At 68.5% G+C, this 23215-nt stretch carries 21 protein-coding genes; 16 read left to right on the top strand and 5 right to left on the bottom strand.

Translation table 11 applies throughout. From position 1 onward, the window contains the following. Positions 1–121: 121 nt before the first annotated feature. Entirely contained in the window at positions 122–655 is a 534-nt protein-coding gene (locus JI752_RS05580; protein WP_216960375.1) for a hypothetical protein, read from the bottom strand. Between the two features lie 182 nt (positions 656–837). Between JI752_RS05580 and gspE the strand changes: the two genes are divergently transcribed. The 14 genes from gspE to JI752_RS05510 all read left to right on the top strand — a co-directional run bounded on the left by gspE (position 838) and on the right by JI752_RS05510 (position 14044). Further along, a complete protein-coding gene (gene gspE / locus JI752_RS05575) occupies positions 838–2559 on the top strand; it encodes a type II secretion system ATPase GspE (RefSeq protein ID WP_216960373.1) in 1722 nt (573 codons plus the stop codon). Positions 2560–2647: 88 nt separating this feature from the next. Further along, on the top strand, positions 2648–2989 hold the full coding sequence (locus JI752_RS05570; RefSeq protein WP_216960371.1) for a GIY-YIG nuclease family protein: 342 nt from the start codon (positions 2648–2650) through the stop codon (positions 2987–2989). 137 nt (positions 2990–3126) lie between these two features. After that, complete coding sequence (locus JI752_RS05565) at positions 3127–4344, top strand: type II secretion system F family protein (protein ID WP_216960368.1); 1218 nt, start codon at positions 3127–3129, stop codon at positions 4342–4344. A gap of 133 nt (positions 4345–4477) precedes the next feature. Beyond that, positions 4478–4912 (top strand): type II secretion system major pseudopilin GspG, encoded by a 435-nt coding sequence (gene gspG / locus JI752_RS05560; RefSeq protein ID WP_216960366.1) that lies wholly within the window; start codon positions 4478–4480, stop codon positions 4910–4912. Positions 4913–4936: 24 nt separating this feature from the next. Next, entirely contained in the window at positions 4937–5392 is a 456-nt protein-coding gene (locus JI752_RS05555) for a GspH/FimT family pseudopilin (RefSeq protein ID WP_216960364.1), read from the top strand. Then, complete coding sequence (locus JI752_RS05550) at positions 5389–5811, top strand: prepilin-type N-terminal cleavage/methylation domain-containing protein (RefSeq protein ID WP_216960361.1); 423 nt, start codon at positions 5389–5391, stop codon at positions 5809–5811. Before JI752_RS05555 ends, JI752_RS05550 begins: the two co-directional genes overlap by 4 nt. After that, positions 5808–6455, top strand: coding sequence for a prepilin-type N-terminal cleavage/methylation domain-containing protein (locus JI752_RS05545; RefSeq protein ID WP_216960358.1), 648 nt, complete (start codon positions 5808–5810; stop codon positions 6453–6455). Before JI752_RS05550 ends, JI752_RS05545 begins: the two co-directional genes overlap by 4 nt. Further along, complete coding sequence (locus JI752_RS05540; RefSeq protein ID WP_216960355.1) at positions 6452–7357, top strand: type II secretion system protein GspK; 906 nt, start codon at positions 6452–6454, stop codon at positions 7355–7357. Before JI752_RS05545 ends, JI752_RS05540 begins: the two co-directional genes overlap by 4 nt. Further along, positions 7354–8577: a PilN domain-containing protein gene (locus JI752_RS05535; protein WP_216960352.1), complete on the top strand. Its 1224-nt coding sequence runs from the start codon at positions 7354–7356 to the stop codon at positions 8575–8577. The genes JI752_RS05540 and JI752_RS05535 overlap by 4 nt, the downstream gene beginning before the upstream one ends. Positions 8578–8581: 4 nt before the next feature. Continuing rightward, entirely contained in the window at positions 8582–9232 is a 651-nt protein-coding gene (gene gspM, locus JI752_RS05530; protein ID WP_216960349.1) for a type II secretion system protein GspM, read from the top strand. Beyond that, the gene (locus JI752_RS05525; RefSeq protein WP_216960346.1) at positions 9222–10067 is read left to right on the top strand and encodes a general secretion pathway protein GspN; all 846 of its coding nucleotides are present in this window, start codon (positions 9222–9224) and stop codon (positions 10065–10067) included. The genes gspM and JI752_RS05525 overlap by 11 nt, the downstream gene beginning before the upstream one ends. A gap of 8 nt (positions 10068–10075) precedes the next feature. Next, positions 10076–12340, top strand: coding sequence for a type II secretion system secretin GspD (gene gspD, locus JI752_RS05520; protein WP_216960344.1), 2265 nt, complete (start codon positions 10076–10078; stop codon positions 12338–12340). Further along, positions 12337–13191, top strand: coding sequence for a glycosyltransferase (locus JI752_RS05515; protein WP_216960340.1), 855 nt, complete (start codon positions 12337–12339; stop codon positions 13189–13191). Before gspD ends, JI752_RS05515 begins: the two co-directional genes overlap by 4 nt. Then, on the top strand, positions 13178–14044 hold the full coding sequence (locus JI752_RS05510) for a glycosyltransferase family 2 protein (RefSeq protein WP_216961831.1): 867 nt from the start codon (positions 13178–13180) through the stop codon (positions 14042–14044). The genes JI752_RS05515 and JI752_RS05510 overlap by 14 nt, the downstream gene beginning before the upstream one ends. Positions 14045–14048: 4 nt before the next feature. Here the strand turns inward: JI752_RS05510 and JI752_RS05505 are convergent, their stop codons facing one another. Continuing rightward, complete coding sequence (locus JI752_RS05505; protein WP_216960337.1) at positions 14049–15392, bottom strand: NCS2 family permease; 1344 nt, start codon at positions 15390–15392, stop codon at positions 14049–14051. 263 nt (positions 15393–15655) lie between these two features. Between JI752_RS05505 and JI752_RS05500 the strand changes: the two genes are divergently transcribed. Next, positions 15656–17380, top strand: coding sequence for a DUF1800 family protein (locus JI752_RS05500; protein WP_216960335.1), 1725 nt, complete (start codon positions 15656–15658; stop codon positions 17378–17380). A gap of 10 nt (positions 17381–17390) precedes the next feature. Then, on the top strand, positions 17391–18839 hold the full coding sequence (locus tag JI752_RS05495; RefSeq protein ID WP_216960332.1) for a DUF1501 domain-containing protein: 1449 nt from the start codon (positions 17391–17393) through the stop codon (positions 18837–18839). A 375-nt stretch (positions 18840–19214) separates the two neighbouring features. Here the strand turns inward: JI752_RS05495 and pyrF are convergent, their stop codons facing one another. The 3 genes from pyrF to lpxO form a co-directional block, all read right to left on the bottom strand. Beyond that, the gene (gene pyrF / locus JI752_RS05490; protein WP_216960328.1) at positions 19215–20027 is read right to left on the bottom strand and encodes an orotidine-5'-phosphate decarboxylase; all 813 of its coding nucleotides are present in this window, start codon (positions 20025–20027) and stop codon (positions 19215–19217) included. A gap of 273 nt (positions 20028–20300) precedes the next feature. Then, positions 20301–21962: an energy-dependent translational throttle protein EttA gene (ettA, locus tag JI752_RS05485; protein ID WP_216960325.1), complete on the bottom strand. Its 1662-nt coding sequence runs from the start codon at positions 21960–21962 to the stop codon at positions 20301–20303. A gap of 190 nt (positions 21963–22152) precedes the next feature. After that, positions 22153–23058, bottom strand: coding sequence for a lipid A hydroxylase LpxO (lpxO, locus tag JI752_RS05480; protein WP_342316983.1), 906 nt, complete (start codon positions 23056–23058; stop codon positions 22153–22155). Between the last annotated feature and the right edge of the window lie 157 nt (positions 23059–23215).

Genomic DNA, 23215 nt, shown 5'->3' with positions numbered 1-23215 from the left:
GGCCAGGGAGAGGGGCGACGACGGAAAGCCCGCGCTTTGCGCGTCCCTCTTTCGGCGCTTCGCACCACCTTCTCAGCTCTGCACTTCCTACGGTCGCCCCAAGGAGAGAAGGAAGCTCCCTTTACTCCTGCGGCCTCACATTGAGGTACGCACCGGCGATGTGCAGCGTCGCCCACAGGTCTTCCGGTTCGATCGCCACCGAGCGGTCGAACATCTGCTCGGCCGTCTGACGGTCGCCCTTCAGCAGATACAGCGCACCGACTTCGGCGTAGGCGGCGGCATCGTCGTCGGTGCCCTTGAAGTAGCGCTGGAACAGGTCCTTCGCCTTGTCCCATTCGCCGGCCTCGCTGTAGACGCGGGCGATGCGGTAGACGTCGCTGTCCTCGTGCTTGCCGGCGAGGATCGCGTCGAAGATCGCCTGTCCGTCCGGCTTGTAGCCGCCCAGGTAATAGACGCGGCCCACCGCGATCTGCTCCCAACTGCCCTTGCCGGCCTGGATGCGGGCAACGGCGAGCAGTTCGCGGGCGGCGTCCTGGTTCTCCTTCGCGTGGTACATCGCGGTGGCGGTGCGCTGCTGCTTCTGTGCGGTGTAGCCGACGCCGGCGCCCGCGACGAACACGATCACGGCCGCGACGGCCGCGAGAGAGGTCTTCATGCGTGTTTCCCCTGGTGAATGGGGAGAGCCTACGCAAGCAGTGCCTGCGGCGCCAATGGGGGCGGGTGCGGTGAATGTCTCAATCGGTGCACCGGGCCCTGCCGCGTGCGCGCTAACGTCGACGCCTGCCTGCTAAAGTCGGCGGGACCACAGCGGAGGAGGTCGGCAACGACCTGGAGAGCGTGAACGCAGTCGCCCACGACATCGCCATGGCCTCCGCCGCCGAGGAACGCATCGTCGATGCGCTGCTCGCCAGAGGACGCCTCAAGGACGCCGACCTCGTCCGCGCGCGCCGCCTGCAGGACGAGACGGGCGGCAGCCTGCTCGCATTGCTGGCGCGACTGGGCCTGGTGTCCGAGCGCGACCACGCCGAAACCTGCGCCGAGGTCCTTGGCCTGCCGCTGGTCAGCGTGAAGGACGCGCCGGAGCTGCCACCGGAAGGCGTCACGCTGTCCATGCGCTTCATGAAGCAGTTCGCCGTCTGTCCGGTCGGCGAGAGCGACAGCGCGGTCGACGTGCTCATGGCCGATCCGCAGGACCTCTACACGCTCGATGCCCTGCGCCTGGCCACCGGCCGCGACATCCGCCCGGCGGTGGCGCTGCGTTCGGAAATCGGTGACCTCGTCGAACGCTGGTACGGCCAGGGCCGCAGCGCGATGGGTGCCATCGTGGAAACGGCCGAAGGCGAGGGCGCCGGGGGCGACCTCGACGACGTGGAGCACCTGCGCGACCTCGCGTCCGAAGCGCCGGTGATCCGACTGGTGAACCTGATCATCCAGCGTGCCGTCGAACTGCGCGCCTCCGACATCCACATCGAGCCGTTCGAGAATCGTCTGAAGGTGCGCTACCGCATCGACGGCGTGCTCAGCGAAGGCGAAAGCCCGCCGGCCAATCTCACCGCCGCCGTGATCAGCCGCATCAAGATCATGGCCAAGCTCAACATCGCCGAACGCCGCCTGCCGCAGGACGGCCGCATCATGCTGCGCGTGCAGGGCAAGGAACTGGACTTGCGCGTAAGCACCGTGCCGACCGCGCACGGCGAAAGCGTGGTGATGCGATTGCTGGATCGCGAAACCGTCGTCTTCGATTTCAAGCGGCTGGGCTTCACCGACGCGTTCCTGCCGCAGTTCCAGAAAGTGCTGGACCAGCCACACGGAATCCTGCTCGTCACCGGCCCGACCGGCTCGGGCAAGACGACCACGCTGTACACCGCGCTGAGCAAGCTCAACACGCCGGACGTCAAGATCATCACCGTTGAAGATCCGGTGGAATACCAGATCGAAGGCATCAACCAGATCCAGGCGAAACCGCAGATCGGGCTGGATTTCTCCCATGCGCTGCGCAGCATCGTGCGACAGGACCCCGACATCATCATGATCGGCGAAATGCGCGACTTGGAGACGTGCCGCATCGCGATCCAGTCCGCGCTGACCGGCCACCTGGTGCTGTCGACGCTGCACACCAACAACGCCGCCGGCGGTATCACGCGCCTGCTCGACATGGGCGTGGAGGATTACCTGCTCACCTCCACCGTCAACGGCATCCTCGCCCAGCGCCTGGTGCGCCGCCTGGAGCCGACGCATGCACGGCGTTATCCGGCCTCGCCGGAAGAGATCGAGAAGTTCAACCTGCGCCGCTACCAGCCCGAAGGCGAGATCTTCCTGTACCACCCGATGCCGTCGCCGCTGTCGACGACCGGCTATCACGGTCGCACGACGATCATGGAATTCCTGGTGATGAACGACGAGCTGCGCCGCGCGGTGATGCGTCATGCGGGCATGGGCGAGATCGAGCAGATCGCGCGCCAGCACGGCATGCGCACGATGTACGAGGACGGCATCGCCAAGGCGCTGCGCGGGGAGACGACGATCGAGGAGGTTTTGCGCGTTACGGAGGATGCGTGAGCGTACTGATGTCGTTGGGAGCGTAGTCATCCCCTCACGTCATTCCCGCGGAAGCGGGAATCCAGCGACTTATCTTTCACGGACGAGAATGGAAAGGCAGCCTTGCGTTTATCTCCTGGCGAGTGGTCGAAACGGCACCTTGTACCTGGGCGTGACGAGCGATCCAGTCAAGCGCATCTGGCAGCACCGCGAGCATGTAGTCGAGGGGTTCAGTGATCGGTATGAAGTGACTCGTCTGGTCTGGTACGAAGCGCACGAGACGATGGAGTCGGCAATCACACGCGAGAAGCAGATCAAGAAGTGGCGGCGGCAATGGAAGATCGGGCTTGTCGAGGCGGGCAATCCCTATTGGCGTGACTTGTGGCCGGAGATGACAGGCGCGCAATCGCCTATTCGTCATCCTCGCCAAAGCGGCGATCAAGCGACCTGAGGCGCAAGGAAGTCACTGGATTCCCGCTTTCGCGGGAATGACGTGCAACACAGATACGCTCTACCCGAATCCCGAATCCCGAATCCCGAATCCCGAATCCCGAATCCCGAATCCCGAATCCCGAATCCCGGCCGACAATGCCCCTCTACCACTACAAGGCGCTCAACCCGCGCGGCGAACTGCTCGACGGCCAGATGGAAGCCGGCACGAGCGCCGAAGTCGTCGCGCGATTGCAGGAGCAGGGGCATCTGCCGGTGGAGGCGAAACTCGCCAGCGAGGCGTCGGGCGCTTCGACGTGGCGCACGCTGTTCAAGCCCAGGCCGTTCGCGGGCGCACGCCTGGTGCAGTTCACCCAGCAGCTGGCGACCTTGCTCGGTGCGGGCCAGCCGCTCGATCGCGCGCTGACGATCCTGCTCGAGTTGCCCGAAGACGAGGCCGCACGCCGCACCATCGGCGACGTGCGCGATGCCGTGCGCGGCGGCAGTTCGCTGTCTGCGGCGCTGGAACGCCAGCACGGCACGTTCTCGCGCCTGTACGTGAACATGGTGCGCGCGGGCGAAGCCGGCGGCAGCCTGCAGGAAACCCTCGCGCGCCTGGCCGATTACCTGGAACGCACGCGCGCCCTGCAAGGCAGGGTCGTCAACGCGCTGATCTATCCGGCGATCCTGCTGGTGATGGTTGGCGGCAGCCTGCTGTTCCTGTTCGGTTACGTGGTCCCGCAGTTCGGCGCGATGTACGAAAGCCTCGACGCCGAGCTGCCGCTGTTCACCCGCATCGTGCTCGGCATCGGCCTGTTCGTGCGCGACTGGTGGATCGTGCTGCTGGCATTGCCCGCGCTGGCGCTGTGGTGGTTTGACCGCAAGCGCCGCGATCCGGTATTCCGCGAAGCCTTCGATGCGTGGCTGTTGCAGCGACGCTTCGTCGGCGGCCTGGTGGCCAAGGCCGAGACCGCGCGCCTGGCGCGCACGCTCGGAACCTTGGTGCGCAACGGCGTGCCGCTGATCACCGCGCTGGGCATCGGCCGCAACGTGCTGGGCAACCGCGTGCTGGCGGCGGACGTGGAAGCGGCGGCGCAGGAAGTAAAGAACGGTATCGCGCTGTCCACCGCGCTCGGACGCGGCAAGCGCTTCCCTCGCCTGGCACTGCAGATGATCCAGGTGGGCGAGGAGTCCGGTGCGCTGGACGCGATGCTGGTGAAGACGGCCGAGACGTTCGAGCAGGAAACCTCGCTCGCGCTCGACCGCATGTTGGCGGCGCTGGTGCCGGTGGTGACGATCGTGCTGGCCGCGGTCGTCGGCATCGTCGTCATGGCCGTGCTGATGCCGCTGTATGGACTGACCAATGCGATAGGGTGATCGCGCTCACGCGGCAAGCGTTCTGCGCAGTCATGGAACTGAACGCCGTCCCGCGCAGTCACCCTGATACCCCTGCTTTGCGATCATCATTCGACCCACGTTCACCCCGGACGCCTTTCGACAAGGAACCCACATGCGCAATCGCCGCTCTTTGACCCGTTCGCCGTCGTCCGCCCGCCAGCGCGGCATGAGCCTGATCGAGATCATCATCGTGATCGTGCTGATCGGTGCGGTGCTGGCCTTCGTCGGCAGCCGCGTGCTCGGTGGCAAGGACCGTGGCGACTACAACATCGCCAAGGCGCAGGTGCAGACGATGGCGGGCAAAATCGAGTCGTTCCAGATGGACACCGGGCGCCTGCCGACCGCGCTGGATGAACTGGTCACCCAGCCCAGCGACGTCAACGGCTGGCTGGGTCCGTATGCCAAGCCGGCGGAATTGAAGGATCCGTGGGGCCACGCGCTGGAGTACCGCGCGCCGGGCGAGAGCGGACCGTTCGACCTGGTCAGCCTGGGCAAGGACGGCAAGCCCGGCGGCACCAGCGTCGACGGCGACATCAAGTACGAGTAAGCCAGACAGGTCCGGGGTCTTCCCATGCATCGTCGGGCACGCGGCGTTTCCCTGCTGGAGATGCTGCTGGTGATCGCGCTGATCGCCGCGATCAGCGTGCTCGCCCTGTCGGCAATGAGCGGCGGACGCGAAGGCCTGCAACTGCGCTCGCAAGCCAAGACGGTGGCGGCGGCGTTGCGCTTCACACGCACGCACGCCATCGCCACCGGACAGCCGCAGCGGTTCACGCTGGATCCGGCCAAACACGCGTGGACCGCGCCGATGGGCCGCAGCGGCGACATTCCGCCAAACCTGCGCATCACCTTCACCGGCGCGCGCGAAGTCCAGCCCAGGCGCAGCGAAGGGGCGATCGTGTTCTTTCCCGACGGCGCCAGCACCGGCGGTCGCGTGCAACTGGGTGCGCGCAAGGCGGCATGGAACATCGACGTCGCCTGGCTGACCGGTGAAGTGAAGCTCAAGCGCGCGCAGGTGTCGCAATGAGACGCGCCCAACGCGGTTACACGTTGCTGGAAGTGATCGTCGCCTTCGCCCTGCTGGCGATGGCGCTGACGTTGTTGCTGGGCATTCTCTCGGGCGCGGCGCGGCAGGTGCGCGTGTCGAGCGATGCAGGACGCGCGGCGTTGTATGCGCAGTCGCTGATGGACCAGGTCGGCGTGGGCGAACGCATCGCCGCCGGCCAGCGCGACGGCGAATTCGAGCAAGGCCGCTACCGCTGGCAGTTGCGTGTGTCGCCCTGGCGCGATGCCGCCGTGGCCGCGAGTAACCAACCGATGGCGATGGCCGCGCCGGAACTGTTCGAGATCACCCTGGCGATGCAGTGGGGAGACGGCCCGAACCAGCGCCTGCAACTGCGCACGCTGCGCATCGCCGCGGCCGGCAGCGGGGGCTCGCTGCCATGAGGCGCGCGCACGGCTTCACGCTCATCGAGGTGCTGATCGCGATGGTGCTGCTCGTGGCCGGTCTGGCGCTGGCGTTCGCCACGCTCGGCGCCGCCACGCGCACCGCGGCGCGGGGCGAGGCGATGGCCGATCGCAGCGAGCGCATGCGCGCGGTCGAAGGTTTCCTGCGCACGCGCATCACCGGCTCGCGTCCGGTCGGTTTCGATTTCGACCAATCGCGCGCGGTGGCGGTGCGCTTCATCGGCGAGCCCGAGCGCATGCGTTTCGTCGCCGATCTGCCGGACTACCTCGGCCGCGGCGGCCCGTATCTGCACGACTTCACCGTCGAGGACGACGGCGACGGAGTCCGCATGACGCTGGCGTTGAACATGGTGCTAGCCGGCAAGACCGTGGAGGAACGCGACGCACGACCGCCGGAAGTGCTGGTCGATGGACTGCGTGAAGCGCGCTTCCGCTACCGCGCGCTGGACGAGGAAGGACGCCTGGGCGAGTGGCTCGACAAGTGGGAGGCAAGCGAACAACTGCCGCTGCTGGTCGAGGTCACGATGATCGATCGCAACGGCGCCGCCTGGCCGCCGGTGGTGGTCGCGTTGCCGCTGGCGCCGGCCTTCAGCAGTTTCGCCGCGCCGGTGCAGACGCAATGAGTCGCGCGCGTACCCCAGTTCCCGTGCGTGGCGCCGCGTCGCGCGGTGCGGCGCTCATCCTGGTGCTGTGGCTGATCGTGCTGCTGACGGCGCTGATCGGCGGCTTCGCCCTCGCCGCGCGCGTGGAGGCCTTGCAGGGGCGCGTGCTGGTGCGCGGGCTGGTCGCGTCCAACGCCTCGCGCGCCGGGCTCGAATACGCGCTGACCCGCATTCCGCTCACCGATCCGCGCCTGCAATGGAAGCCCGACGGACGCCCCTACCGCTGGCGTTTCGGCGATGCGCAGGTGGAAGTGAAGATCGTCGACGAGAACGGCAAGGTCGATCTCAACCAGGCCGGGCATCCCCTGCTGTCGGCTCTGGTCCGCAAGGCCGGAGCCGAGCCGCAGCAGGCCGAGCGAATCGCCGCGGCGATCATCGACTGGCGCGACTCCGATCCGCTCACCCAGCCCGCAGGTGGCGCCGAGGACGGCGATTACGAAGCCGCCGGCCGGCCCTACGGGGCCAAGGATGCCGACTTCGAGAGCGTGGCCGAACTCCAGCAGGTGCTGGGCATGACGCCGGCGCTGTACGCGAAGCTGGAGCCGGACCTCACCGTCTTCAGTGGCCGTGCCCAGCCCGACCCGGCGTATGCCTCGGCGGAGGTGCTCGACGCGATGGGGATGAACGGCACCGACCTGGTTGCCCAGCGGCGAGGGCCGGGCGGTGGCCTTCCCGTGGACGGAGCCCTGCCAGGTGCGAACATGGTCGGCGCCGGCAGCGGCACCTATAGTATCGACAGCCGCGCACGGCTTCCGGATGGTCGGCAGTCGCTGCTGCGAGCGGTGGTTCGCACGGGCGGAGGGGGCCTGCCTGGCATGGCGTATGTGCCGTTGCGCTGGGAGGAGGGAGCATCACCGCGATGAACGCAAGGAGCGAAAGCCGGCCTGGAAACCGGCCTGCCGCCGACTGGGCGCAGGACACGCTGCGCCGCCTCGGCGCGCGGCTGGCGCCCGGCGCGGGCGGGTTCGTCCACTGGTGGGCGCACAACCTCGCCGCATGGCTGCCGGCGCGGGTGCGGCGCGTGCTCGGCTTCGACCGGGGCCGCCTGCTGCTGCAACTGCAAGTCGATGGCGTGCAGCTTCGCCTGCAGCAAGGCGGCGACCTGCGCGACCTGGGCACCGTGCCGCAACTGGGCCTGCCCGACGACAACGCCATCGTCGCCCCGGTCGATCCGCTGGCGACCCTGCTGCCCGCGCGCCTGACCGACCTGCCGCGCTGGCTGCTCCTGCCGGCCGCGACCGGCCTGCGCCGTCGCCTGTCGTTGCCCGCCGCCGCGGGCGAGCGACTGCGCGACGTGGTGGGCTTCGAGATCGACCGGCAGACGCCCTTCACCGTCGAGACCGTCGCCTACGACGCACGCGTGCTGGCACGCCGCGATGGCGATGGCCTGATCGACGCCGAACTGGTGGTCGTGCCGCGCCAGCGCCTGGACGCGCCATTGGCCGCGCTCGGCCCGCTCGCGCGCTCGCTGGCGGGCGTGGACCTGTGCGCCGAGAACGGCACGCCGCTGGGCGTCAACCTGCTCGATCCCGCGCAGCGCCGTCGCCATGGCGACGCGTTCCGCTTCTGGAATCTCGCACTCGCCGCGGTGGCGGTGGTCGCCGTTGCGGCGACGATGTGGCAGTTGCTGGAGAACCGCCGCGCCGCCGCGGACGAACTCCAGCAGCGCATCGCCAGCCAGGCCGCCGCCGCACGCAGCGCCGCCGCGCAGCGGCAGGCGTTGATCGACCTGATCGAAGGCCAGGCCTTCCTCGACCGGGAACGCGCGCAGCGTCCGACTGCGGTGGAGGTGATGGACGAACTCACCCGTCGTCTGCCCGACACCACGTACCTGGAAAAGCTGGCCATCGAGGACAACAACCTGCTGATGATCGGCCTCAGCCGCGAAGCGCCGTCGCTGATCCAGCGCCTGCAGGAATCCAAGCTGTGGCGCGCCCCTTCGCTCACCGGCGCGCTGATGCCCGATCCGGCCAGCGGCCGGGATCGCTTCACCCTGACCGCGGAGCTCGGCCCCGCCACGCCCGCCGCCGCTTCGCGCGCCCAAAGCCCGCCGCCATCGACGGAGGACGCCGATGGCGGCTGATCCGATGACCCTCGCCCACGTGCCTGCCACACCCGCGCGCCGCATCGGCCGCGACCAATGGCTCGCACTGGGCCTGTTGTTCGCGGCGCTGGCGATGGGGTACCTGGTGCTCGTGCATCCGTGGTGGACGGTGCCGATGCTGGATGCGAACGAACGCATCGCCTCCCTGCAGCAGCGCGAACTGCGCCAGCGCATGCAGTTGCAGCAGGCGCCGCAGGTGCAGCAACGGCTGACGCAGGTGCGCGCGCAGCAGGCGCGCACGCCGGGTTTCCTGCCCGAGAGCAGCGCCGAACTGGCCACGGCCAGCCTCGTGCAGCGGCTGGAAGCGGTGGTCGCGCAGGCCAGTCCGGGCAATCGCAGCTGCCAGATCAGCAACCGTTCGCCGCTCAGCGAGCCCCGCCGCGAACGCTACGCGCGCGTGGTGGTGCAGGTGCGCATGCGCTGCGGCACGCCGGAACTGGCCAGCGTGCTCTACGCACTGGAAAGCGGCGCACCGCGCCTGTTCGTCGGCAATCTCAACGTGCTGTCCTCGCGCGGTTACTTCCTGCCGGGCAACACCCAGCCCACCGGCGACGGCGGCCTGGACGTGTCGTTCGATCTCTACGGCTACCTGCGACCGGCACCGACCGGCACGGAGGCGACGCGTGCGCCTTGACGACGCCGGCCCCCGCACCTGGCTGCTGGCGACCGTCGCCGGCTGGGCACTGCTTGCATGGCTGCTGGCGCTGCTCGGCATGGGGCGCCATGCCGACGCGCTGGAACCCGATCCCGGCCTGCTGCGCCCGTTGCCGCAGGCGCGCGCGTCGGCGCCGCAGCGGTTGGGACCGTTCCCGCAGTACGCCGCCATCGCGCAGCGCCCGCTGTTCACGCAGGATCGCCAACCCAAGCCGTTCTTCCTGCAAGGGCAGGGCGACGGCGAGGGGCAGCAGACCGCGTTCGACTACGTGCTGACCAGCGTGCTGATCACGCCGAACCTGCGCATGGCGATCCTGCAGCCGGCCGACGGCAGCGAGTCGGTGCGTGTGCGGCTGGGCGAAGTGCCCGACTCGCATCCGGCCTGGCGACTGACGTCGCTGGACGCGCGCAGCGCCGTTTTCGAAGGACCCGAAGGCCGTCGCGAAATGACCCTGCGCGTGTTCGACGGGCAGGGCGGCCAGCCGCCGACCGCGATCAACACCGCAGCGCCCGGCATGAACCGTCCGCTGCCGGTCGGCGTGCCGGTGCCGCCACCACCGCCGCCGGGCGACAAGAGCCAGATCACCGCCCAGCGCGTGGCGCCGCCCTCGGGCGGCAACGCCCCGTCCCAGAACCGCAACGCCGCCACGCCAGCCAGTCCCCCGACGACCCCCGTTACGCCGCCGGTGGTCGACCCCAGCGAAAACGCGCCCATGACGCCGGAGGCGCAGATGGAAGCGATCCGCAAGCGGATCGAAGCACGTCGCGCGCAGATGCGGCAGCAGCAAGCCGCGCCCCCCGGCCAGACGCCATGAGAGACCGCATGAAGCACCGCCCGATAACACCACGTCCCCTCCGCTCCAAGGCCAGAGCGTGCGCCACGCAGGCACTGGCCGCGGCCACCATCGCCAGCCTGCTGGCCTCGTGCGCGACCGCGCCGGTGCCCAGCGTGCGACGCGACGGCGTGCCCGGACCGCAGCCCGGCAACACCGCCGCCGCACCGGGCGCGCAGGAACCGCTGCCGCAGTCGACCGTGGGCGGCGATGCGCGTCCGCAGATCCGTCGGGGCACGGGGCAGGTCATCAACCGCAGCGCCGCGACCGCACCGCCGCCGAACCTGGGCGGCACCACCGGCTCGGCCACGTTCAATTTCGAAGGCGAATCGCTGCACGCCGTGGTCAAGGCGATCCTGGGCGACATGCTCGGCCAGAACTACGTCATCGCGCCGGGCGTGCAGGGCACGGTGACGCTGGCCACGCCCAAGCCGGTAAGCCCGGCCGAAGCGCTGAACCTGCTGGAGATGGTGCTGGGCTGGAACAACGCGCGCCTGGTCTACAGCGGTGGCCGCTACAACATCGTGCCTTCCGACCAGGCGCTGGCCGGCAACGTCGCCGCACGCACCGGCGCGGCCAACACCGCGCGCGGTTTCGAAGTGCGCACCGTGCCGCTGAAGTTCGTCTCGGCGACGGAGATGGAGAAGATCCTCAAGCCGTACGCGCGACCCAACGCGATAGTGAACGTCGACAACTCGCGCAACGTCATCACCGTCGGCGGCAGCCGCGCCGAACTCGAAAACTACCTGCGCACCATCGAAGTGTTCGACGTGGACTGGCTCGCCGGCATGTCGGTGGGCGTGTTCCCGTTGCAGTCGGGCAAGGCGACCAAGGTCGTGGCCGACCTGGAGAAGGTCTTCGGCGAGCAGAGCAAGTCGCCGGTCGCGGGCATGTTCCGCTTCATGCCGCTGGAAGGCGCCAACGCCGTGCTGGTCATCACCTCGCAGGCGAACTACCTGGACGACATCCAGCAGTGGCTGGACCGCATCGACAGCGCGGGTGGCAGCGTGCAGCTGTACTCGTACGAGCTGAAGTACATCAAGGCGAAGGACCTCGCCGACCGGCTGTCGGACGTGTTCGGTTCCGGGCGCTCCGGGCGAGGCGACAACGGCGGCGGCCCTCCGTCGCTGATGCCGGGCCTGGAATCGGTGGAACTGAAGGACACCGACGGCGGCAGCTCCGCGACGCTGGGAGGCAATTACGATTCGGGCAGCGACACGGGCATCGGCGGCAGCTCGGGCACAGGCGGTTCGGGCGGTTCCCTTTCGCTCAACGGCCGGCAAGCCGGCAACACCAGCCTCACGCTCGACGTCAACGGCGACCGCGTCGGCGTGTCTGCGGTGGAGGAAACCAATTCGATCATCGTCCGCTCCAGCCCTTCTGCGTGGAAGTCGATCCGCGACGTGATCGAGCGCCTGGACGTGATGCCGATGCAGGTGCACATCGAGGCGCAGGTGGTCGAAGTCCAGCTCAAGGGCGAGCTCGAGTACGGCGTCAACTGGTACTTCGAGCGCGCGGTCACCGACGCCGGCCTCCCCGATGCCGTCGGTCGCACCACGTGGAGCACGCTGGCCGGCAGCGTCCAGTCCGCCACCGGCAACCCCGCCGGCCTGGCCTGGACCTTCCTCGGGCGCAACGCGGCGGCCGTCATCAGCGCGCTGGACGCGGTCACCGACCTGCAACTGCTGCAGACGCCGTCGGTGATGGTGCGCAACAACGCGGAGGCCACGCTGAATGTCGGCAGCCGCATCCCGATCTCCTCGGTCACGGTCAATCCCGGCGTCGGCGTCGACAACTCTTACAGCCAGGTGCAGTACCTGGATACCGGCACGATCCTCAAGGTGCGTCCGCGCGTGGCGAAGGACGGCGTCGTGTTCCTCGACATCGTCCAGGAGGTCAGCTCGCCCGGTGCGCCGGACACGGCCGATCCCAATGGCAACGTGCGCATCGACACGCGCAAGCTCAAGACCGAAGCGGTCGTGCAGAGTGGCGATACCGTGATGCTCGCCGGCCTGATCAGCGACGGTGTGGAGCGTGGCGCGTCCGGCTTCCCGGGACTGAGCCGCATCCCCGTGATCGGCGGCCTGTTCGGAGCGCAGCGTTCGAGCAAGACGCGCAACGAAGTCATCGTCCTGCTCACGCCGACCATCGTCCGCAACCCGCAGGAAGCGCGCGATCTCACCGACGAGTACGGGCGTCGTTTCCGCGCGATGGAACCCCTGCAGCGCAAGCCGCGACGGCCAGGCCAGCAGTGACGACGACGGCTTCGTCGTCCATCGCCGGCCCGGTCGTCGTCGTGCCGGTGGGCCGCGACGACGAAGCGCTCGACGCCTGCCTCGCGGCGCTCGACGCCGCCACCGCCCCCGGCACGCCGGTGTGGCTGGCCGACGATGCGCAGGCCGGCCCGCGCGGCTACGCGATCATCGAGCGCTGGGTCGCGCGCACCGCGCTGAAGGCCGACTACACCCGCCGCCAGCGCAGCGTGGGCGAAGTCGCGCATCTGGACGAAGTGCTGGCCGCCTGCGGCGATGCCGACGTCGTCGTGCTCGCCAGCGATGCCGTGCCGGCGCCGGGCTGGCTGGCGCGCCTGTCGGCCGGCCTTGCCAGCGACGGCGCGATCGCCACGGCGACGCCCTGGTGCAATGCAGGCGAAGCGGCCGCCTGGCCGCGCATCGGCGAGATCGACCCCGTGCCGCCGGACCTGGACCGCATCGCGCGCGCAGCCAAGGCGATGCCGGCGCTGCATCCCGAACTGCCGGCCGCGGTCAGCCACGCCGTGCTGGTGCGCGGCGTCGCCCGACGCCGTGCGGGCGGGCTGGACGCCAGCAGTTACGGGTCGTGGTACGCGGCGCTCATCGACCTCTCGCTGCGACTGGCGGGCCTGGGCTGGCGCAATGTACTGTGCGACACCGCCTTCGTCGGCCGGCAAGCCGAGGGCCTGCCGTTCGACGGCGACATGGATGCGCTCGCTGCCCGCTGGCCCGACTGGCACGCGCGCCTGGCGAACTATCTGATGCAGGACCCGCTGCGTGCCTCGCGTGTCCAGCTCACCGCATTGCTCGACAACCTTGGACCGCCGGAACCGCAACGTGATCTCTTCGCCTGACCCCAACGCCGGCATCGCTGCGGTGGTGGTGACTTACCGCAGCGCTGAAACCATCGACGACTGCCTGGTGCGCCTGCGCGCCGCGGACGGCGTGAGCGCGATCCGCGTGGTCGACAACAGTTCCGACGACGGCACGCTTGAAATCGTGCAGCGCCACGCCAGCGCGGACGCGCGCGTGCGCTTCATCGCCAACCCGGACAATCCCGGCTTCGGCGTGGCCTGCAACCAGGGCGCGCGCGACGTGGGCGAAGGCGAGCAGTGGCTGGCCTTCGTCAATCCCGATTGCATGGTCGAACGCGACACGCTCGCGCGTTTGCGCACGCTCGCCGCGCCGCAGGGCGAAGCGCTGCTCGGCGCGGACCTGGTCGACGACCACGGCGTGCGCGACGGCGCGGCACGACGCCGGGATCCGGACTTCGGCGCGATGCTCAGCGCCGCGCTCGGCGGCACGCCGGCGCCGAAGCTGGAGCTTCCCATCGACGACACGCGCGCGCTGCAGCAGGTGGAAGCCGTGTCCGGCGCGCTGATGCTGATGCCGCGCGCGCTGTTCGAACGACTGCACGGCTTCGACGAAGGCTACCGCCTGCACGCCGAAGACCTCGACCTGTCGCGTCGCGCGCGCGAATCCGGCGCGCTGGTCGCCGTGGCCAACCACGTGCGCGTGCTGCACGTGCGCGGTGTGTCGAGCCGCTCGCGCCCGTTCTTCGTGGAATGGCACAAGCACCGCGGCCTGTGGCGCTACTTCCGCAAGTTCGAAGCGCCACGCCGCAGCACGGGCATGGCGGCGGCGGTGTTCGCGGCGATCTGGTTGCGGTTTCCGGTGGCGTATCTGCGTGCGCGGATGAAGGCCTGAGCGCTCACTCCAGCGCAAACCGCAGCACGAACAACCCCGCCACCACCCACACGGCCGCATGCGCTTCGCGCGCGCGTCCGGTGAACAGCTTGAGCACCGCATAGGCGATGAAGCCGAAAGCCAGGCCGTTGGCGATGGAGTAGGTGAACGGCATCGCCAGCGTGCACAGCGCGGCGGGGATGGCTTCGGTCAGGTCTTCCCAGTGCACGTCGCCGAGTTCGCGCAGCATCAGCCCGGCAACGAAGAGCAGCGCCGGCGCGGTCGCGTACGGCGGCACCATCGCGGCCAGTGGCGAAAACAGCAATGCGAGCAGGAACAGCGCGGCGATCACCAGCGCGGTGAGTCCGGTGCGGCCGCCGGCCTGCACGCCCGAGGCGCTTTCGATGTACGCCGTCGTGCTGCTGGTGCCGAGCATGGAGCCGGCGAGGATCGCCGTGCTGTCGGCGAACAGCGCACGTCCGAAACGCTTCTGCTGCGCGGCGGACGCATCGTCCGGTGGAAGCAGCCCGGCACGGCGCGCGACCCCCATCAGCGTGCCGGTGGCGTCGAACACCTCCACCAGCACGAACACGATCACCACATGCAGCATCGCCGCGAGCGAAAACCCTTCGCCGCCGCCGAGCGCGCCGCGGATGTCCAGTTGCATGAAGGTCGGCGCCAGGCTCGGCGGCAGGTCGACGATGCCGTGGTACTGCACGCGCCCGAACAGCAGCGCCGTGGCGGTGACGGCGAGAATGCCGATCAGGATCGCGCCGCGTACGCGCCAGGCTTCCAGCACCGCGATCAGCAGGAAGCCCGCGACGGCGAGCAGCGGCTCGGGCTGGCGCAGGTTGCCGAGCGCGACCAGCGTGTCGGGATCACCGACGATCACTTCGGATTTCTGCAGCGCGATGATCGCCAGGAACAGGCCGATGCCGGCGGTGATCGCGCTGCGCAGCGAATGCGGAATGCCGGCGATCAGCCAGGCGCGCGCGCCGGTGATGGTGAGCAGCAAAAACACCACGCCGGACACGAACACCGCGCCCAGCGCCTGCTGCCAGGTGTAGCCCATCGCGCCGACCACGGTGAAGGCGAAGAACGCATTCAGGCCCATGCCCGGCGCCATGCCGACGGGGTAGTTGGCGGCGAAGGCCATCACCAGCGATCCGATCGCCGCGGCCAGGCAGGTGGCGACGAACACCGCGCCGGTGTCCATGCCCGTGTTGCCGAGGATGCTCGGATTCACGAACACGATGTAGGACATGGTGAGGAAGGTGGTGATGCCGGCGATCACCTCGGTTCGCACGTCGGTTCCGTGCCGTCCCAGCTTGAACAGCGAGTCCAGGAAGCGGGGCGCAGGGCGTGACATGGCGAGTCCTGGGGGAGGGCGGGCGTGGAGGTTAGCGCGGTGTCGCGCAGCGCAGCATCGGGAAATCGTCGCCTGCGCCGCGTGATGCCGCCCACCGGCCCCGGCCGTCCGATCGCCCCAGGCGGCAAAAGCCGCGTTGCAGAGTTGATACACCGGTCACGTTCAGGATTTTGAAACCCGGACGTAGCGCCGATTGTGGCAGGGGTGTGCGCGCTACCGTGCGCACCGCTCGCCGCGTGCTTTGCGGCCGACAGGGGATTCTCATGGACATCAGGCAGGGCGCGCGAGCCGGCATGCTCGCGCTCGCGTTTTGCGTGCTCACCGCGTGCGGGGGCGGCGGTGGTAGCGATGGCGGCACCTTCGCGCCGCCGTCCGACGGGAGCGGGGGTTCGCCGGGCACGCCGCAGCAGCCGGCGCCGTATCCCGACATCCCGGCCACCGACGCCGACGCGGCGCGCTTCCTCACGCAGGCGACGTTCGGACCAACCGCGGCCGAGATCACGCGCGTGCGCCAGATCGGCTACAAGCGCTGGATCGACGAGCAGATCGCCGAGACGCCGACGCTGATGCTGCCGCACCTGCAGCAGCTCGTCGCCAACGGCGTCGCCACGCCGACGCCGCAGAATCGCCGCAACTACTGGCTGTGGCAGGCGGCGAACGGGCGCGACCAGCTGCGATTGCGCATGGCCTTCGCGCTGAGCGAGATCATGGTGGTGTCCGATCGCGAAGTCGCCGATTCCAACGCCACCGTGTTCCGCATCGCCGACTACCAGGACACGCTGGCGCGTGGCGCGTTCGGCAGCTACCGCACGCTGCTGGAGCAGGTGAGCGTGCATCCGGCGATGGGCTACTTCCTCAGCCACGTCGGCAACCGCAAGGCCGATCCGCGCCGCAACATCACCCCCGACGAGAACTACGGCCGCGAAGTGATGCAGCTGTTCTCCATCGGCCTGGTGAAGCGCAACCGCAACTTCACGCCGGTGCTGGATGCCAGCGGCCAGACGATTCCGACCTACGACGAGCAGGTCGTCAGCGGCATGGCGCGCGTGTTCACCGGGTGGACCTATGCCGGCCAGACCGACGCGCAATTCGGCCGCGGCGACAACACCAGCTACGCACCGATGGAATGCCACGCCGCCTTCCACGACGACCAGCCCAAGACCATCTTCGATGGCATCGTCATCAACGAAGGCAACAACTGCGTGGCGAGCCTGAGCAAGACACTGGACGCGCTCGCCGGGCATTCCAACGTCGCGCCGTTCATCAGCCGCCAGCTGATCCAGCGTTTCGTCACCAGCAATCCCAGCAGCGAATACGTGGAGCGCGTGGCGAACGTGTGGGTGGACAGCCGGGGCGATCTGGGTCGCGTGATCCGCGCCGTGCTGCTGGACATCGAAGCACGCCTGCCGCCCACGAGCGGCAGCTTCGGCAAGGCACGCGAACCGCTGGTGAAGCTGGCCACAGTGTGGCGTGCCTTCAACGCGCGCTACGTGCCTGCCGCGACGGGCGAGGTGCGCTTCGCGTTCTCCAACGCGGGCGACCTGAGCGCCTCGCTGCAGCAGGAATCGCAACGCGCGCCGTCGGTGTTCAACTTCTTCGAGCCCGACTACCGGCTTCCCGCCGCCGACGGCGTGCAGGGCATGTTCGCGCCGGAGTTCCAGATCCTCACGGAAGCGACGTACCTGAGCATGCTCAACCAGCACGATTCGCTGGTCTGGAACAACGCCGCCACACCGCCGACGACGACCTCGAATGCGCCGTACCTCGACCTCGTGCAGCTCACCGCGCTGGCCGAAGCGAAGGATCACGCCGGCATGGTGCAGCGGGTGAACCTGCTGATGTTCCATGGCGCGCTCAGCGCCGCCACGTCGCAGGCGATGGTGGGGATGCTCGACCGCCTCGCCACCGCCAACGAGTCCGCCGGCAACCGCGCCAAGTCGCTGGTGCTGCTGGCGATGGCCACCCCCGAATTCGCGATCCAGCGCTAGGAGCCCGACCATGTCCCGTTCCATTCGCGAAGACCGCCGCGCGTTCCTGCGCCGCGTGCAGGCCGTGATCGCCGGCGGCGCCGCCTATGCGCTGATGCCGCAGCTCGAACTCGTCGGCCGCGCATTCGCCGCCGAGCCGTTGCCGGGCAACGACTACAAGGCGCTGGTATGCATCTTCCTGTTCGGCGGCAGCGACTCGTTCAACATGCTGATCCCGCACGAGGCGGCCGAGCATGCGGCGTACCTGACCAGCCGCGGTGGCGTGTTCGAGGCCACCACCAATCCGTTCGGCCTGGGCTATGCGCGCGACGCGCTGGTGCAGGTCACCGACACCGGCGGCAAGACCTGGGGCCTCAATCCCGGCTGCGCGGCGATGAAGCCGTTGTTCGATGCGGGTGAACTGGCGTTCCTGGCCAACGTCGGGCCGCTGACGGTGCCGCTGACGAAGGACGACGTCGTCCGCCGCCTGAAGGCGCTGCCGCCGTACCTGTACTCGCACAACGATCAGCAGAAGCTGTGGATGCGCGGGCACACCAACCGCGCCGGCGTCACCGGCTGGGGCGGTCTGCTCGGCGACCGCGTGGAAGCGTCGAACCTGGGGCTGCAGTCGTTGCCGCCGTCGATCTCGATCTCCGGCAGCAACCTGTTCCAGTTCGGCCAGACGACGCTGCCGTTCGCGATGTCCTCCGGCGGCGCGGCGACGATCAACCGCTTCCGCAACAACGGCAACAATGCCGACCGCATCCGCTACGAATCGCTGCGCGGGATCATCGAGGCCTCGCACACGCCGATCATGCAGGACCAGTACGCGGTGATCGGCGAAAGCGCGATCAACCTCAACGACACGCTGCGCGTGGCGCTGGACCCGGTCAACGGCGGCGACATCGCCACCGTGTTCCCGACCGGCAGCAACATCGCCTCGCAGCTGCGCATGGTCGCGCGCATGATCAAGGCCAGCCGGACGTCGGCGATCAATCACCGCCGGCAGATCTACTACGTAAGCCTGGGCGGTTTCGACACGCACCAGAACCAGATGGCGGCGAACGGCCACGGCCAGTTGCTGCGGCAGCTGTCGGAAGGCCTGGCGGCGTTCCGCGCGGCGCTGGCGGAGATCGGCGCGCTCAACGACACCACGGCGTTCACGATGAGCGACTTCGGTCGCACGCTCAACAGCAACGGCAACGGCACCGACCACGGCTGGGGCGGCGTGCAGCTAGTGATGGGCGGTGCGGCGGCCAACGGCGGCGCGCTGCGCGGGCAACAGGTGTGGGGCAGTTACCCGCTGCTGGAACTCGACGGCGCGCAGGCGGTCGGTCGCGGACGCATGGTGCCGACGATGTCGGTGAACCAGATGGGTGCGACGCTGGCGCAGTGGTTCGGTCTGCCGGCTGGCGAGGTGAGCACGATCTTCCCGGGGATCGAGAACTTCGGTTCGTCGAAGGTGGGGTTCTTGGGGTGAGGCAGGCCGCTTACGCGGCACTGCCGCGTGGCCTGCCGAACGCCCGGCCATGGATGGACGGGCAGGGCGATCCGAAGCCCGTTGCGTGACGCCATGGATGGCAGCGATCTCGCTATCGAAATCCGTGACTGTGCGGCACTGCAGAACCCTGCTGTCATCCCGGCGAAGGCCGGGATCCAGGCCCGCAGCCTCGACGCTGCTCACCGTCATTCCAGCGAAAGCTGGAATCCATTTTGCTTCTTGCGATCGGCTTGATAGCGGCCCCGCGAGCTCCGGCGCTGACACTCCGCCGACCCTCACCCCAACCCCTCTCCCGGTGGGAGAGGGGCTCAAGCACCCACGGCGCGCGTGGTTCAGCGAACCGGCGCGTGGATTTCAGCGATACCGGTTGATCTGATCGCGCAACTCACGCGCCGCATTCGCAGCCGCTTGCGCGTAATCCGCGCCCGACGAGGCATACAGGATCGCGCGCGAGCTGCTCACCATCAGGCCGGTGCCGTCAGCGGTCTTCGCGTTCGTCACGACCGCTTCCACGTCGCCACCCTGCGCGCCGACGCCAGGCACCAGGAACGGCACCTCGCCGACGATCGCACGCACTTCCTTCAGCTGCGCCGGCCATGTCGCGCCGACGACCAGCGAGCAGTTGCCGTTGCCGTTCCATTCGCGCGCGATCTTCTCGGCGACGTGCTGGTACAGCGGGCGGCCGTCGATGACGAGATCCTGGAGATCACCCGCGCCCGGATTCGACGTGCGGCACAGGATCACCACGCCGCGATCGGCGCGATCCAGGAAGGGCTGCACGGAATCGCGGCCCAGGTACGGGTTCACCGTCACCGCATCGGCGGCGTAGCGGTCGAAGGCTTCGGACGCGTAATGCTGTGCCGTGCTGCCGATGTCGCCGCGCTTGCTGTCCAGGATCACCGGCACGCCGGGATGCGTGGCGTGGATGTGCGCGATGAGTCGCTGCAACGCGCCTTCCGCGCCCAGGGCGGCGAAGTGCGCGATCTGCGGCTTGAACGCGCAGGCGTATTGCGCGGTGGCGTCGGCGATGTCGCGGCAGAAGGCGAAGACCGCATCGGGATCGTTCGCGAACTTTGCCGGGAATTTGGAAGGTTCGGGATCGAGGCCGACGCAGACCAGGGAGTCGGCTTCACTCCAGCGATGTTTCAGGGATGACATGAAGGTCATGCTGGGTCCTTGTCTTTCTTGTTCTTTGTTGTCATTCCCGCGAAGGCGGGGTCTTCTGGGCCGCCGAATGGCGGCACCATCCAACTCGCAAACGCGTCACCCTTCGTCAGGCGTGATACGGCGGAGGTATGGATCCCCGCCTTCGCGGGGATGACAGCTCCAGATCTGTAACGAACTCACTTGCGTCGGACAGCATGCGGGCCTGGCTCCCGGCCTCGCCGGGATGACGATCTGACAAAGCCGCGCCCGCAGATGCGGGCGCGGGTCAGATCGTCACTTCAACGCCTTGAAGCGCAGGCGATGCGGCTTGGCCGCTTCGTCGCCCATGCGGCGCTTCTTGTCTTCCTCGTACTCGCGGTAGTTGCCCTGGAAGAACTCCACGTGCGAGTCGCCTTCGAAGGCGAGGATGTGGGTGGCGATGCGGTCCAGGAACCAGCGATCGTGCGAGATCACGAACGTGTTGCCCGGGAACTCCAGCAGCGCGTCTTCCAGCGCACGCAGCGTTTCGATGTCCAGGTCGTTGGACGGTTCGTCGAGCAGCAGCACGTTGCCGCCCTGCAGCAGCGTCTTGGCCATGTGCAGTCGGCCGCGTTCACCGCCCGACAGCGAGCCGACCATCTTCTGCTGGTCCTGGCCCTTGAAGTTGAAGCGGCCGATGTAAGCGCGCGACTGGATCTCGATGCCGTTGATGTTGAGGATGTCCAGGCCGCCGGAGACTTCCTGGAAGACGTTGTGGTTGCCTTCCAGCTTGTCGCGGCTCTGGTCGACGTAGGCCAGCTTCACGGTCGAACCCATGTCGATCTCGCCGCTGTCGGGCTTCTCCTGGCCCGTGATCATCTTGAACAGCGTCGACTTGCCGGCGCCGTTGGGGCCGATGATGCCGACGATCGCGCCCGGCGGAACCGAGAACGACAGGTTGTCGATGAGCAGGCGGTCGCCGAACTTCTTGCTGACGTTCTTGAACTCGATGACCTTGTTGCCCAGGCGCTCGCCCGGCGGAATGAAGATCTCGTTCGTTTCCTGGCGGCGCTGGTAGTCGACCGACTGCAGCTCGTCGATGCGCGCAAGACGCGCCTTGCCCTTGGAGCGGCCGCCCTTGGCGTTCTGGCGGGCCCATTCCAGTTCCTTCTGGATGGCCTTCTGGCGCGACTTTTCCTGGTTCTCTTCCTGCTTCAGGCGCTCGTCCTTCTGCACGAGCCAGTCGGTGTAGTTGCCCTTCCACGGAATGCCGCGGCCGCGGTCGAGTTCGAGGATCCACTCGGCGGCGTTGTCGAGGAAGTAGCGATCGTGCGTGACGGCCACGACGGTGCCGGTGTAGCGCGCGAGGAACTGCTCCAGCCATTCGACGGACTCGGCGTCGAGGTGGTTGGTCGGTTCGTCGAGCAGCAGCATGTCCGGCTTCTGCAGCAGCAGGCGGCACAGCGCGACGCGGCGCTTCTCACCGCCCGAGAGCTTGCCGACGACCGCCTCCCACGGCGGCAGGCGCAGCGCGTCGGCGGCGACTTCCAGCTGGTTCTCCAGCGTGTGCGCGTCACCGGCGGCGAGGATGGCTTCCAGGCGTTCCTGCTCCTTGGCCAGCGCATCGAAATCGGCGCCGTCCTCGGCGTAGGCGGCGTAGACCGCTTCCAGCGCGGCCTGGGCGTTGATCACATCGCCCACGCCTTCTTCGACGGCTTGGCGCACGGTCATTTCCGGATCCAGCTGCGGTTCCTGCGGCAGGTAGCCGACCTTGATGCCCGGCTGCGGGCGCGCTTCACCGACGAAGTCGGTGTCCACGCCGGCCATGATCTTCAGCACCGTGGACTTGCCCGCGCCGTTGAGGCCCAGCAGGCCGATCTTCGCGCCCGGGAAGAAGGACAGCGAGATGTCCTTGATGATCTGACGCTTCGGCGGCACGACCTTGCTGACGCCGTTCATGGTGTAGATGTATTGCATGCGCTCTCCGGAACCGGGACGCGCCCGTGCCGGCCGGGAATGGCCTGCGTCGGGCGGTTGGAAGCGGCGATTATCCCGCAGGCGGGTGCGGTTTCCCAGCCTGACGGCTGCGGGCTTCAGGTTGGGCGCTCCCTCAATCGCCCCCTCCCCCTGCGAGGCAGGGGGAGGGGCATGAGAGCGCCCGGCGGCGTCAAATCCAGACGATGAACGCCACCACCAGCGCCACGGCCGCGTACTTCAGGCCGTAATACAGCGTCTTGTTGCGTTCGCGCAGGGCCTTGGCCTTCAGGCGCTGGGCGTAGAAGTACTTGAACAGGCGGTTGATCCGGCCGGTCTTGTCGCCTTCCATGTTCGGCGAGGCGCCGGCGGCGATCAGGTTGCGGGCGACGAAGCGGTTGAAGGCGCGGGCCCAGCCGAAGCGCAGCGGCCGCTCCACGTCGCAGAACAGGATGATGCGGTTGGCCTGGGTGTCGTTGCGGGCGCTGTGGATGTAAGTCTCGTCGAACATCGTCCACTGGCCGTCGCGCCAGCTGTAGCGCTGGCCGTCCACGTCGATGAAGCAGCCGTCGTCGTTGGGCGTTTCCAGGCCCAGGTGCAGGCGCAGCGAGCCGGCGTAGGGGTCGCGGTGGGGACGCAGCTCGCTGCCCGGCGGCAGCTCGGTGAACATCGCCGCCTTCACGCTCGGGATCTGGCGGAGCAGGGCGGTGGTGGTCGGGCACAGCTCGGCCGCCGAGGGGTGGGCCTCGTCGTACCACTTCAGGTAGAAGCGCTTCCAGCCGCGGCGGAAGAACGAGTTGAAGCCCACGTCCGTGTAGCCGTCGGCGGCCTTGATGTGCTGCAGCTCGCGCAGGCGGCGGGCCTCCTCGCGGATGGCCTGCCAGTTCTGGCGCAGCGGTTCCAGCTCGGGGAAGTGCTGGCCGGGCTCCTGGATGAACGGCGTCGTCGGCACGCGCGAGAAGGCGTACATCAGTACGTTGATCGGCGCCATGAAGGTGGAGTGGTCCAGCAATTGCCGGCCCAGGCGGTGCCGGACCCGGCCGCGCAGGTGCACGTACACCGCGCTGGCGAGGAACAGCAGGACAAAGACCCATTTCACGGTCGGAGGATTCCCTGTGGGGTTTGGGGCGGGATGTTCGCGTTGACGGCCTTCCGGCCGGCGTGCTCGCTGGCTGCATTTTAAGGCCTGGGCTACCATCTTCGCCCCGGCCGCGCCAGCTTTTCGGGCCCCCGCCGGCCCCCCGTTCACCCCACGC

The sequence above is a fragment of the Lysobacter sp. MMG2 genome, assembly GCF_016735495.2.
Taxonomy (GTDB): Bacteria; Pseudomonadota; Gammaproteobacteria; order Xanthomonadales; family Xanthomonadaceae; genus Lysobacter_J.
The sequence above is the reverse complement of the archived record's forward strand: the minus strand, read 5'-3'. Positions and strand labels throughout refer to the sequence as shown.